A 12642-nucleotide genomic window follows, 5' to 3' on the forward strand; every position below is an offset into this window, starting at 1 on the left:
CGTCAGTCGTGGCGCCGTCCGCGCAGGATGATGAGGTACGCCACGGCCGCCAGCACGCCCAGCGCGGCGCTCACGCCCCACAAGGTGGCCGGGCCCACGGTGTCCAGTGCGTATCCCGAGCTCGCCGGCGCGACGCACGCCGCCGCCGACCAGGCGAAGCTGTATACCCCCTGGTAGCGTCCGTGAGCGTGGCCCGGTACGAGGCCGGCCACGGCGGCCGTGGCGGTCGGGGCCAGGAGGATCTCGCCGACCGTCCACACCACGACGGTCAGGGCGTACGTCTCGAGGGAAGCCGCCACCGCCGTCAGCCCCAGGCCTCCACCCAGCAGCAGGGTCCCGACGGCCAGCGGGCCCGCCGGACCGTGGCGTGCCAGGACCCGGCCTGCCGGAAGCTGCAGCGCCACCACGAGAAGGCCGTTGAGGCTGATGACCAGGCCGTAGTCGCGTGCGCTCAGGCCCGCCGTCGTCATGGTGAGCGGCAGCGCGGTACTGACCTCCTGCATCAGCAGCCCCACCAGGAAGGTCACCGCCACGAAGGCCAGGAAGCGGTGGCGTCGCGACGGTCCCCCCGCCCCCGCGTCCGGGCCGGTGTCGTCCTCGAACCGTGCCGGATCGGGCCGGGTCTCGGGAACCGTGAGGTACACGGTCACCGCACACAGCACGGTCATGGCCGCCTCACCGAGGAACAGCGGGGTGTAACCGCGCTGCGCCAGCAGACCGGCGAGCGCGGCGGACACCGCCACCCCGATGTTGACGGCCCAGTAGATGAGGGAGAACGCCCTGACACGCGCCTGCGCGGTGACCATGTCGGCGACCACGGCTTGGATCACCGGCCGGGAGGCGTTGCCCGCCAGGCCGACCAGGCACGCGGTGACCCCGAGCGCCTCCCGTCCCTGGGTGAATGCCAGCGCCCCCGTGCCGGCGGCGCTCAGGAGCTGGGCGCCCATGAGGGTCGCCCGTCTGCCCAGCCGGTCGGCCAGCAGGCCGCCGACGATCGCGCCGACGGCGCCGCCGACGCCGTAGAGGGTGGTGACCAGGCCCGCGAAGGACGCCGAGTGCCCCCGGTCGACTGTCACGTAGAGCGTCAGGAACACGACGACGAAGCCGCCGAGCCGGTTCACTAGCGTGGCGGTCCACAACCACCAGAACGCGCGCGGCAGTACCGGCCGGGCGGCCGCCGCGCGCGCAGGGCTCCGGGCATCCGCGATCACAGTACGACGGACTCCCGCCGTTCTGTCCCGGACGCCGTGTGGCGCGTCGGGCGGTCGCCGGCGAGGGGGCGGCCGGCGCTCATACGGCGGCCATGGCGTTACCGATGTAGTTCGGCAGCCTGACGAGCCGCTGCCACAGTTCGTCGAGGCTGACCGGATAGCGCTCCCGGTAGCGCCGTGTCACCGCCTCCACCTCGGCCCATGTCGTCGGCATGGCACCGTCGTTGTAGTCGGCCGCCAGTTCGTCGTAGAGCGGGGTGCCGGGGCGCAGGAAGAGCTGGTTGAGCCCGAAGTATCCGGGCAGTGAAGCGGCCCAGTCGACCACTTCGCCGCTCAGGCAGGCCGGATCACCGGGCAGGCCGAGCAGTATGAAGGCGAACGGCGTGATCCCGGCCGCGGAGAGCCGGCGGATCGCCGCGTCGATCTTCTCCGGGGGGACGCGTTTGCCGACGGCCGTCTCGGCGACGGCCGGCGATTCCGCGCCCAGCCACATGCCGTTGCACCCCGCGGCGGCCCACAGGTCGACGTCCTGGCGCAGGACCACCTCCGCCCGGCTCTGACCGCTCCAGCCGATGCCGCTTCCGGTGAGCCGGGTGCACAGGTCCTTGTAGAAGGTCGGGTGCAGGCCGAAGACGTAGTCGAGGAAGAACAGCGAGTCGACGCCGCGTTCGCGCATCGCGCCGATCTCCGCGAGCGTGCGTTCCACGGGTTGTGGGCGCATTCGCGTCCCGAACGGCAGATGGCAGAAGGTGCAGCCGTAGGTGCAGCCTCGAACGCCCAGCACCATGCCGCACGGTCCGCGTCTGACCCGCCCGCCGGCGAACGTCTCGGCCGTGTAGGCGGTCAGGTCCAAGAGGTCGTAGGCGGGCAGGGGCGTCTCGTCGAAGACCAGCGGCGGGTACGTCCCGCTCAGCGGCAGTTCGCCGAGTACGGGCCTGCCGCTCAGCAGCTCCTGTACGCCGTGCACCGCCGCCGCGTCCGCCTCGCCGCGCGCCACGTGGTCCACGCCCAGCTCGCGGAGCGTGGCCGAGGGCAGTTGGGTGGCGTGCGGGCCGACGGCGAGGACGGTGGCCCGCGGCCAGGTCCGTCGCACTTCTTCCACCGCGGTGCGCACCGGTCGGAGATCGAGGGGGTAGCACTGGGCGCGGTCGGCGATCGCCGTCACGACGACGGCCACGTCGACGGCGCCGACGGGGGGCGCCTCCGCGCTCAGGCGACGGTCCCAGACGGCGACGTCCACCCCGCCCTGCCGCAGCAGAGCGCCGGCGTTGGCCACGTCCAGGGGGAGTTGCAGGAAGTCGCGTTCGAACTCGTCGTCGGCGACGACGACGAAGGTCACGGTGGTCATGCCGGCTCCGGGGTCATGGGGGCGGATGGGGCGGGTGACATGTCGGGGGCGGCCGTCGGCGGCACCCGTGTGACGGCCCCGGTGCGCGCGGCCTCGTACACCGCGAGAACGGTCAGCAGGGCCCTGCGGCCCTCCTCGCCGTCGACGCCGGGCGCCCGGCCCGCGGCGACCGCGTCGCAGAAGTCGAGGAGCTGGTCCCCGTGCGGCGAGGGGAGCAGGCCGCTGGCGTCGCGCTGCTGTGCGGGGGCGGCCGGGCGGCGCTCGGCGGCCTGGTTGCCCGCTCCGTAGGCGCCGTAGGCGGAGGTGTCGTCCTGCGGCCCGGTGGCGTGGAAGTAGACGAGTTCGTCGTTGTCGATCACCGCGCTGCCGCGATCGCCGTGCACTGTCAGGCGCGTGGTGCGTCCCGGGTAGGCCGCGGTCGTCGCCAGCAGGGAGGTCAGGGCGCCGTTCGCGTGCCGCAGGCTCGCGGTGACGACGTCCTCGACCTCGATGCCGCGATGTCCCTTGAGGGCGGTGTGCGCGGCGGCCTCGACGACCGGGCCCATCAGCCACTGGACGAGGTCGACGGCGTGCACCCCCTGGTTGAGCAGCGCGCCTCCGCCGTCCAGGGCACGGCTGCCACGCCAGTCGCCCGAGTCGTAGTACGACTGGCCGCGCCACAGGGGGACTTCCACGAGTGCCGACGTCAGCGTCCCCAGTTCCCCGGCGTCGAGGGCGGAGCGCAGCATCCGTGAGGCGGGGTCGAAGCGGCGCTGGCTGATGACGGCCAGGGCGCGTCCGGCCCGTCGTGCCCCGGCGATCAACCGGTCCGCCGCCTGGGCGGTCACGTCGATGGGTTTCTCCACTACGACGTGCTTGCCCGCGGCCAGTGCCCGCAGCCCCAACTCGGCGTGGAGGCCGCTGGGGGTGCACACGCTGATGACATCGATATCAGAGCGCTCGAGCAGGGTGGACACGTCCGCCGCCTCGCTGTCGGTCTCCGCCGCCAGCCGCTGCGCGCGCTGGGGCGAAGGTGACGCGACGGCGACGAGTCGCGCCCGTTCGGCGAGCGGTGGGTAGGAGGTGAGCACCCGGGCGTGCAGGCCGCCGATCACGCCGCAGCCGACGACGCCGAAGCGGAGCCTGCTCATACGGCGCCTCCGCTGAGGTGTCCGGCCGCGGCGGCGGTCACGCGACCGCGCCCGAAGCGGGCCGCGAGGGCGCTGATGCGGTGCACGGGCGTCAGGTCGACCGGGGGCAGGGGCAGGTCTCCGAGGAGCCGTGCGACAGCGGTGCGCAGGGCGTTGTCCATGGGAGAGTCGTTCACCAGCACCTCCTGGCAGCCGGTGGGGAGTTGGGCCGTCAGCCGGTGGGTGTTGGCGGGCAGCCGGCCACCGTTCGGCAGGGCGACGGGGTCCATCTCGGCCGTGAACAGCGCCGAGCCGGTCTGGATCTGCGCGAGTCGCCGGCGGCCGCCGGTGGAGTGCCGGAAGGGTCGGGTCCAGTCGGGGGCGCCGGTGTCTCCCGGCGGGTCGCCGACGACCGACGAGTAGAGTTCCAGCTCCACGCCGTCGGCCAGCACGGCGCGTTCCCGCGCGGTGGTGACGAAGTAGTCGTCGTGGACGACGCCGTGTACGTCCTGGACCGGGCTCTCGGCGTAGCCGCGGTAGGTGTCGGGCGGCAGCAGCCGGCTCGCCACCGCCAGCATGTGCGGCCATTCGTAGCCGAAGACACCGTGGTCGCGGTCGATGAACCGGCCTGCCGCCATGTCGGCGCGCCGGTCCTTGCTGAAGGCGACGCGCACCGCCGTCACCGGCTGGTCGGGCATGTGCTGGCGCCGGAGGTCGTCCAGCAGGCGCAGCGCATGGGCGTGCCGGTACTGGTTCATCACGACCACGCGCGCCTCGGGGTATCGCTCCAGCAGTTCCAGGAGGCGGGGCACGTCCTGCGCCCGGCAGGCGGGTTTCTCCATGATGACGCGGGCCCGGGGGTCGCGTTCGAGGACTTCGGCCAGGACGTCGGTGTGGACCTGGGTGGGTGTGCAGAGCGACCACAGGTTCACAGGGCCCGGCATGTCCCGCACGGCCGGGCTGTGCTCGACGGGCCGGCGGCGGTGGGCTCCGACGGGCACACCGGTCAGTGCCGGGTCCACGGTGCAGACACGCAGACCGGCGGCTTCCAGCAGGCGGTGGTGCAGTCGGCCGGCCACTCCGTAGCCGACGACGCAGACGCGGGGCAGATCATTCATGCGCGTCCCCACCGTCCTCGGCGGCTTCTCCGGCCGACTCGGCCGTATCGGCGAGATAGGTGTCGTAGTACGCGTCGAACAGCCCTGCGTCGCGCACCACGTCGTCCACGACCCCGAGGTGGATGCCTGGCGACAGGGTGGCGGCCGAGCGGCACAGGTGTTTGGCGGCTATCAGGGTGGCGGCGCGGTAGGCGTCGTAGCCCCGGTTGGGTATGCCCTCGTACGTGAAGAGGTTCAGGGACCGGCCGTCACCGAGGAGGACGGCCGAGCGGCGCTCGGACAGGGTGTGGCGGACGCCGACGCCGGGGACGTCCGACGGCGTCGTCGCTACGCGGCGCTCGCTGAGCAGGCTGAAGTCGCGGGTGGCGAATCCGGCCAGGAGCACGCCGTCGGGCAGCAGTGCGAGGTCGGCCTCGGTGAGCGCGTCCTCGCCGGTGGTGCCGATGATCAGGAAGGGGCGAGTGCGGCGCAGCGCCTCGTGGGCCGAGCGGCTGGTGTCGAAGCCCTCCTCAGCGGCGCGTACCAGTGCGAGTGTGTCGGTGTCCACGACGGTCACGCGGCATCCGGTCGCGCGCAGCGCCCTGGCCACCCGGGAGCCCAGGGTGCCGAAGCCCAGGGAAAGCACCCGTCGTCCCACGAACTTCTCCCCCGGCACGATGGCGCGCAGGCGCCGGACGCAGGAGTCGGCGATCTCGTTGTAGGCCAGGTACGTCTTGACCTGGGAGCGCGCCATGTTGAGGACGGGCAGGCGCAGGTCGGCGGCCGCCGAGATGCGTTTGAGGCCGCTGACGGTCAACTCCAGTGCGGCGTCGGGTTGTTCGGTGACCAGGCGGTCGTTGCCGGAGCCGAGGGCGATGATGCCGCCGTCGTCGACCATGAGCACGCGCCGGCCTTCGGCGTGGGCCGCCCGGATGAACGCGTCGACGTCGGAGCCCACTTCGCGCGCCAGGCGCACCTCCTCGTCAGTGGCGGTGCCGTTGACCACGGAGTTGTCGAGTGTGGCGCTGCGGTAGCCCCGGGACAGGAACCATCCGTGCACGCGGTTCCTGCGTAACGTCTTGTCGCCCTTGTCCAGGGCGTAGATCCACCGTGGTGAGAAGCCGGCGCGCTCGGCGGCCAGCAGGAAGCCGACGCTGTTCTCCACGTAGTGGTCGCGGAATATCAGGGCCCAGTCCGCCAGGGCGCCGTCCTCGGTGGCGTACCGGCGCAGCAGCGGCATCGCCTTCCACAGCATCGCCACCTCGCTTTCGCTGAAGGCGGCGCCCTCGCTGCGCAGGGCCTCGGCCAGCTTCCGCGCGAGCGCGGCCGGCCCTGGATCGTCCGGCCGGACGCCGTCCGTGAGAACGGCGGCGCGCCAGCGCGGGGTGGGCGGGTCGCTGTGTTCCAGCGAGTGCGGCGCGGAGTCCTGCTCGGGGGTGAACTGCACGGTGACGAATCCGGTGCCGGTGTCCAGAACGTGTGTGTAGCCGCCGTCGTCGAGAGCCACCACCTCGTGGCCCGGCGGTTGCGGTTCCGCCGGGTCCGGCCATCGGCTCAGGCACAGGCGCAGCAGGACCTCCGAGGACCAGTGGCCGCTGATCACACTGTGGAGCCGTGCGGTGGTGCCGGCCCGGGGCAGTTCGTCGCCGTTCGGCGAAGTGCCCACCAGGGCGCTGAACGTCATGTGCACACTCCTTCGTCACCCGCCTCCGGGCATACGGAATAGCGGGTGTCATCATTGGGTGACGGATATGACGGCGAAATGAATTCTCCAGCTGGGCCGTCCACGCGCGACCTCGCCGATCGGAGGTCGGCTTCCACGGCTTTGATCCACAGCCGGACGCGAAGCGCTGTCGGATTCCTTCCTCAGGCCTGAGATTTCCTTCCAGGCAGAACTGAATGACGGGGCGGGCGAGGAAGACGGTCGCCCGTACGCCCGACCATTTCCGGACCGGGTGGATCACGCGCCGTGATCCGCACTGCATGGTGTGACCCGGCGCGAGCTGTGTCAACCACGACTCCGCACCGATCGCGCGCTCATTTGGTGAAGTCATTTCAGATATGTCCGGATGTAAGATTGCACCAGGCCCCGGACTTCACCGCGCCGAAGCAACGAAGCACTCCGCTCCGCGAAATGGCCGGTTCTCATTCACTCTGGCCTATTCCGGCACTACACGTGTCACCTCATCGCGGGTCCCCCGGAGTGATTGACCCGTCCGACGGCCGTACGGAATACGGTGCTGCCAGCGCGCCGAGGGCTCGCGGATTGAAGCGGCACACCTGGCGGAGGTGACGTTCTGGCAAACGAACGGCAATAACGGCTGAAACAGTGGGGGCGTGCTCCCCCGGGGCCGCGCCCGGCCGGGACCGGGCCATGCTCGCGATGACGCCCGCTTCCTGGCGTGGTCCGGGGCGTGCGACCGGCGCGGCAGGCCCGATGGCCGCTGAGCTTCCCGGACCGGGCCATGCGGTGCCAGAGGAGGCGAACGGCTGACAGAAGCCCACACCGTCGCCAACGATGCCGCGACGACCGGACCGATCGAGCGGGGGCGACCGGCTCGCCCGCCGCCGGATTCCACACCAGATACGCCGACGCCTGTCCGGTCCCGCCGGCCGAAGATGTTCAGGAGCGTTTCGCGCAGCTTCCGCTGTGATCACAGAAAGGCTGGCTAAGGGCTGTCCCGTAATCCCCGGTGGATCAGCGCGCGGCGTCAGATGCGGTGCATCGCAAGGCGGAGGGTCGTCCTCATACTGGGCGTATTCGGGCGATCCGACAATGCGGCGAGGCGCCGTAGCTGTCGTCGCGTGCCCGCCGGGGATTACGGGACGGCCCTTAGCAGACGCACCGCATCCGCACAGCATCGCCCGTGGTTCGTGGCGGCTGCCCATTGCCGTCTCTATCCGCAGAGCACCACGCACATAGAGCGTTCCCTCCGGGTGCCGGTGCCGGTGTATTCGAGTGGGATGAGAATGGTTCCTCGTCCTGGTCCTCAGCCAGGTGATATTGCGGAGCTCCACTGAGGCAACGCCGCACGACGGCGGCTATGTCGTCGACCGGCGCGGCAGCGGGGTCGATCCACGGCCTGCCCGGACGTCGTGTACGATTTCCGGGATCGAAAGACGGCGCAGACAGCAGTCGCTCACTTCGCTCTTAATCGTGTACAGGAGATCTCGGTATTCTGGGTGCCGGGCGATCCACCCCGAGTTCCGAAGCGTTTGCATCCCACACCCACACCCGGGTCTACGCGGGGCTCACCGACCGAGGCGAGCCGGTCCCGGGAAGGGGGAAACGGCCCGCCCGGCGCCTCAGGCCGGCGCGGCGTTCGTTGGGCGGCGGGTCTCATCGCCTCCCAACAGGGCGGCTGTGGACCGGGCGATCCCTGCAACGCGGCTGTCGCGCCGCGGCACGTGGAGGACGCCTGCCGCCTTCTCCTCGACCACCTCACCCCCGGCCGGACCGCGATGCTCGCCGAGATCACCGACGCGGTCACGAAGAACGACGCCAATCGGTGACCGCCCGGCCTGCGGAGGCGGCCGCCGCGCTGTGCGACTGCGCGGCGGCACTTCATGTGCTGCTGTGCAGGTGACCCGCAACGAATCAGTGGTCTGACTGCACGACTGAACGGCCCTTCGCGCACACCCGGCCCGCCCCCTTCCGTCCCGGCCGCACTCCCTGATCAGGCGTCCCGACACGAGTTCGGCTCTCCACCTCCGACAGCGCGCGGGAAGGGCGGAATGATTCGGACCGTCGATTGTTGAAAGCGGCATGAAAAAGATCGGGTTCCTGTCCTTCGGGCACTGGACGCCATCCCCGCACTCGCAGACACGATCAGCGGCGGACTCCCTGCTCCAGGCGATCGACCTGGCGGTCGCCGCAGAGGAGCTCGGCGCCGACGGCGCCTACTTCCGCGTCCACCACTTCGCCCGGCAGGCCGCCTCGCCGTTCCCGCTGCTCGCCGCCATCGGCGCCCGCACCAGCCGGATCGAGATCGGCACCGGCGTGATCGACATGCGCTACGAGAACCCGCTGTACATGGCCGAGGACGCGGGCGCGGCCGACTTGATCTCCGGCGGCCGGCTCCAGCTCGGTCTCAGCCGGGGCTCCCCGGAGCAAGTGGTCGACGGCTGGCAGCACTTCGGCCATGTACCACCGGAGGGTGGAACCGACGCCGACCTGGCCCGCGGGCACACCAAGAGGTTTCTGGACGTCCTCAAGGGCGAAGGCTTCGCGGAGCCCAGTTCCAGCCCGATGTTCGCCAACCCCCCAGGACTGCTACGGATCGAGCCACACTCCGAAGGGCTGCGGGAGCGCATCTGGTGGGGCTCCGGCTCGAACGCCACCGCCATCTGGGCGGCCCGACTCGGGATGAACCTCCAGAGCTCGACACTGAAGGACGACGAGAGCGGCGAACCACTCCACGTCCAGCAGCGCAAGCAGATCGAGGCGTACCGCGAGGCCTGGCAGGCCGCGGGACACACACGGCAACCGAGAGTGTCGGTCAGCCGCAGCATCTTCGCGCTCACCGACGACCGTGACCGCGCGTACTTCGGCCACGACCAAAACTCCAACGACCAGATCGGCTACATCGACGCCGACACGCGCAGCATCTTCGGCCGGTCCTACGCCGCCGAGCCCGACGTGCTCGTCAAGCAACTCGCCGACGACGAGGCCATCGCCGCCGCCGACACCCTGCTGCTCACGGTGCCCAACCAGCTCGGGGTCGAGTACAACGCACATCTGATCGAGAGCATCCTGACCCATGTCGCACCCGGACTCGGCTGGCGCTGACGCCTGGGCGGGGCCGCATGCCGGGACGCTTCGGCCGCCAGACGCCCAGCGGCCGTAGCGCCGCCGGCCGGGGCGGCGCCCAGGGCGCCCGCCATGACGTCGAGCACCTCGACACACCGGGCGCGAGATCCGGGCCATGACGTGCCGCGGCCAAGCAGACGACACGTCTGCCAAGTTAGTTGACACGTCATCTTCTCGGGTTTACTGTCGTTGAAAGCTAAACGACATGCCTGGTCCGGCCGCAGGGCCGAGCCACCCCCACACCAACAGGAGCAGATCATGGGACAGCTGGACGGCAAGACGGCCGTGGTAACCGGCGGCACCAGCGGCATCGGCCTGGCCGCGGCGGAGCGGTTCGCCGCGGAGGGCGCGCGTGTCTACATCACCGGGCGCCGCCAGGAGACCTTGGAGAAGGCGGCACAGGAAATCGGCGGGGACGTCACCGCCGTCCGGGCCGACAGCGCCGACCTCGCCAGCCTCGACCGGCTGTACGCCACCATCGCCGAGGCCGGACACCACATCGACGTGCTGTTCGCCAACGCCGGCGGCGGAGAGTTCGCCACCCTCGAACAGGTCACCGAGGAACACTTCGACACCACCTTCGACACCAACGTCAAGGGCACCCTGTTCACTGTGCAGAAGGCGCTACCCCTCCTCGTCGACGGCGCGTCCGTCATCCTTACCGGCTCCATCGCCGCCACCGTCGGCAACGAGGCCTTCGGGGTCTACGGCGCCTCCAAGGCCGCCATCCGCTCCTTCTCCCGCACCTGGGCCAACGAACTGCGCGGACGCAACATCCGCGTCAACACCATCGCCCCCGGCCCCATCACCACCCCTGGGCTCAACAACCTCGCCCCCGACGACGAACAGGCCGCGCAACTGCGCGACACCCTCGCCGCCGGCGTCCCCCTGGGCCGCATGGGTCAGCCGGAAGAGGTCGCCAACGTCGCCCTGTTCCTCGCCACCGACCAGTCCAGCTACATCACCGGCAGCGAGATCTACGTCGACGGCGGCGCCAACCAGGTCTGACGCCGAGACGAGCGCACCAGACTGTCACCCCGACCGGTGACCATTCCGCACCAGCGGCACGGGGCCGCGGCCAGACGGCCGCGGCCCCGCCCGCAGCAGGCCGCCCGCGAACCCGCACAAGGAGAGTGAGGAGCAGAACGGGCCCCGCGGCGGCGGCCGGCGCCCCGCCCATCGCCCACACCCCCACCGCGCGGGCGCGGCGGGCCGGGTCGGGGTAGGCGCGGCGCACCAGTGCCGCCTGGCGCAGGCCCGAGACCTGGCGTCGGCCGCCGAAGTCCGGCAGCCGGCGACGTCCCTCGGCCCCCGGCCCGTGCTCAGGCCGCGTTCAGGTCACAGGCGTAGGCGGCGGAGCCGGATCCGGCGTAGGCCTCGAGGTCCAGGTAGTACGTCCCGCTGCCCGAGGCCGTGCGGGTGTAGGTGAGGGCCTCGTCGCTGCCCCGGCCGTCGTTGACCGACCTTGTCAGTGTGGATCCGGACGAGTCGAGGAGATAGGCATCCGCGTCGTAGGCGTCGGGTACGGCGCAGGAGATGGCCGCGGTCCCGCCGGACGCCAGGGCGAACTTGAAGTAGTCCCGGTCGGAGGTGGTGCTCAGGGCGCCCGTCAAAGTCACGGGGAGAGCGCTCGCACTGACGTCGTCGGCGGTGGAGCGCGAGTCGTTCGGCTCGCTCTCGTTCACCGCGGTACCGCCCCCCGAGTTGCCGCAGTCTGTTTCGGGTGTGCCGTTGTACAGGTTGGGGTCGGCAACTCCGTTGGTGACACTGCGCCGGTAGTAGCCGCAGGTGGGGCGGTTCCTGAAGTCGAAGGTCCGGCCGCCGGTGAGGTGCCAGATCTTGTATCCGGAGAAGGTGAGCGGCTGGCCGGCGATGGCCTTCTCCGGCTGGTGGTCGCCGAGCACGACATAGGCGTCGCTGCCGTAGAGCGTCGCCAGACCGTTCTCGTCGATGTAGAGGGAGCTGCCGCCCTCGTCGATGCCGACACCCCACGCCTTGCCCTGCGTGGTCAGCCCGTCCTTGAGGGCGCGCGCGACGAACGCCATCGTGCGGCCCATCCGGTCACGGGCGACGAAGTGGGAGTCGTTGATGGTGTCGCCGTAGTTCGGCCAGTTGAACATGCCGGTGGTGAACGTGACGGACTTGTCGTACGGATTGGCGAGGGCGACAGCCGAAGTCGCGCTCGCGGTGCACGCGTCGTAGACGATCGAGCTGTTGATGTGCAGGCCGGCGCTGCCGCCGCCGGAGCCGCCGCCCTTGGCCACCACGGACTGCACGGAGGCCTGGAGCGCGGTGCCCTTCCAGGCCGCGTAGCGGCACTGGTCGCCGCCCGCGAAGTACACGAACTCCGCGTTGCGGATGTCGGTGTTCAGCTGTGTGTTGTCGCCGTCGGACGCGGCGGTGAGCGTCCAGGTGGTGCAGGAGTTGACGCCGGACAGCGTGGTGATCGTGTCGCACTCGGGTGTCTTGCTGCCCGAGGTGGGAGCCGAGCCGGCCAGCACGACCACGTCGAGACTTCCGGTACCACCGCGGATCGCGTCGATGGCTTTGGTCATGGAGCCGCCGACGACGCTGCCGTCGCCGTTCATGGTGAAGGCGGGGCCGGACCAGCTCGGCCGACTGACGTCGGAGGCGCTGCCGAGCCGGATTCGGTCGACGGCGGCCTGGGCGGGGCCGCTGGTGACCGCGAGAGTCGCGGCGGCGGCCGCCGTCGCGAGGAGCGAGGCGAGGGGTCTGCTCAGCGCGCGTGAGGTCATCGGTGCTCCTGAGTTTCCGAGGGGACGGGCGGGTCAGGGCGCCCTGCTCACCAGCTTGGAACCAACAGGGGCGAGGCGGGCGGCAGTAGCGGAACATACAAGCAGTCAGTCGTTACGGAAAGATGTAACGCCGGATTCGGGTATACGCGTTGCCGGGGACCGCCGAATTGGGTCATACCGGGTCAGTTGCCCGTCTTGAGCGGTGTCCGACTGGAGCAGCAGAGATGTAATCGGCATTACATCTATGCAGATTCACCGTGCGCCTGTAGTTTCCTGCCCTGTCAGAGGGCGAGGGCAGACCTTCCCCGGCA

The 12642-nt window shown here is 70.7% G+C and carries 8 protein-coding genes; 2 read left to right on the forward strand and 6 right to left on the reverse strand.

Annotation, left to right across the window (positions count from 1 at the left end; genetic code table 11):
• Nucleotides 1–2: 2 nt before the first annotated feature.
• From ACFQ9Z_RS17580 to ACFQ9Z_RS17600, 5 genes are all read right to left on the reverse strand, one after another.
• Nucleotides 3–1211: an MFS transporter gene (locus tag ACFQ9Z_RS17580; protein ID WP_383017832.1), complete on the reverse strand. Its 1209-nt coding sequence runs from the start codon at nt 1209–1211 to the stop codon at nt 3–5.
• 79 nt (nt 1212–1290) lie between these two features.
• On the reverse strand, nt 1291–2559 hold the full coding sequence (locus ACFQ9Z_RS17585) for a B12-binding domain-containing radical SAM protein (RefSeq protein WP_383017835.1): 1269 nt from the start codon (nt 2557–2559) through the stop codon (nt 1291–1293).
• The gene (locus ACFQ9Z_RS17590; protein ID WP_383017838.1) at nt 2556–3689 is read right to left on the reverse strand and encodes a Gfo/Idh/MocA family protein; all 1134 of its coding nucleotides are present in this window, start codon (nt 3687–3689) and stop codon (nt 2556–2558) included. Before ACFQ9Z_RS17590 ends, ACFQ9Z_RS17585 begins: the two co-directional genes overlap by 4 nt.
• The gene (locus ACFQ9Z_RS17595; RefSeq protein ID WP_383017841.1) at nt 3686–4786 is read right to left on the reverse strand and encodes a Gfo/Idh/MocA family oxidoreductase; all 1101 of its coding nucleotides are present in this window, start codon (nt 4784–4786) and stop codon (nt 3686–3688) included. Before ACFQ9Z_RS17595 ends, ACFQ9Z_RS17590 begins: the two co-directional genes overlap by 4 nt.
• Nucleotides 4779–6449, reverse strand: a complete 1671-nt coding sequence (locus ACFQ9Z_RS17600; RefSeq protein ID WP_383017844.1) for a hypothetical protein — start codon at nt 6447–6449, stop codon at nt 4779–4781. The genes ACFQ9Z_RS17595 and ACFQ9Z_RS17600 overlap by 8 nt, the downstream gene beginning before the upstream one ends.
• Nucleotides 6450–8531: 2082 nt before the next feature.
• Between ACFQ9Z_RS17600 and ACFQ9Z_RS17605 the strand changes: the two genes are divergently transcribed.
• Both ACFQ9Z_RS17605 and ACFQ9Z_RS17610 read left to right on the forward strand, forming a co-directional pair.
• Nucleotides 8532–9554 carry an LLM class flavin-dependent oxidoreductase gene (locus ACFQ9Z_RS17605; RefSeq protein ID WP_383017847.1) on the forward strand — a complete coding sequence of 341 codons (1023 nt, stop codon included), beginning with the start codon at nt 8532–8534 and terminating at the stop codon, nt 9552–9554.
• Nucleotides 9555–9833: 279 nt separating this feature from the next.
• Nucleotides 9834–10583 carry a glucose 1-dehydrogenase gene (locus tag ACFQ9Z_RS17610; RefSeq protein WP_383017850.1) on the forward strand — a complete coding sequence of 250 codons (750 nt, stop codon included), beginning with the start codon at nt 9834–9836 and terminating at the stop codon, nt 10581–10583.
• Nucleotides 10584–10897: 314 nt separating this feature from the next.
• Here the strand turns inward: ACFQ9Z_RS17610 and ACFQ9Z_RS17615 are convergent, their stop codons facing one another.
• Nucleotides 10898–12331 (reverse strand): pre-peptidase C-terminal domain-containing protein, encoded by a 1434-nt coding sequence (locus ACFQ9Z_RS17615; protein ID WP_383017853.1) that lies wholly within the window; start codon nt 12329–12331, stop codon nt 10898–10900.
• Nucleotides 12332–12642 lie beyond the last annotated feature (311 nt).

Origin of the sequence: Streptomyces sp. NPDC056580 (assembly GCF_042793175.1) — a bacterium.
Taxonomy (GTDB): Bacteria; Actinomycetota; Actinomycetes; order Streptomycetales; family Streptomycetaceae; genus Streptomyces.

What these genes read in the sequence shown, in the direction of transcription:
- ACFQ9Z_RS17595 (WP_383017841.1), bottom strand. Translation starts at nt 4,786, where the DNA reads ATGAATGATCTGCCCCGCGTCTGCGTCGTCGGCTACGGAGTGGCCGGC.
- ACFQ9Z_RS17600 (WP_383017844.1), bottom strand. Translation starts at nt 6,449, where the DNA reads ATGACGTTCAGCGCCCTGGTGGGCACTTCGCCGAACGGCGACGAACTG.
- ACFQ9Z_RS17585 (WP_383017835.1), bottom strand. Translation starts at nt 2,559, where the DNA reads ATGACCACCGTGACCTTCGTCGTCGTCGCCGACGACGAGTTCGAACGC.
- ACFQ9Z_RS17605 (WP_383017847.1), top strand. Translation starts at nt 8,532, where the DNA reads ATGAAAAAGATCGGGTTCCTGTCCTTCGGGCACTGGACGCCATCCCCG.
- ACFQ9Z_RS17615 (WP_383017853.1), bottom strand. Translation starts at nt 12,331, where the DNA reads ATGACCTCACGCGCGCTGAGCAGACCCCTCGCCTCGCTCCTCGCGACG.
- ACFQ9Z_RS17590 (WP_383017838.1), bottom strand. Translation starts at nt 3,689, where the DNA reads ATGAGCAGGCTCCGCTTCGGCGTCGTCGGCTGCGGCGTGATCGGCGGC.
- ACFQ9Z_RS17610 (WP_383017850.1), top strand. Translation starts at nt 9,834, where the DNA reads ATGGGACAGCTGGACGGCAAGACGGCCGTGGTAACCGGCGGCACCAGC.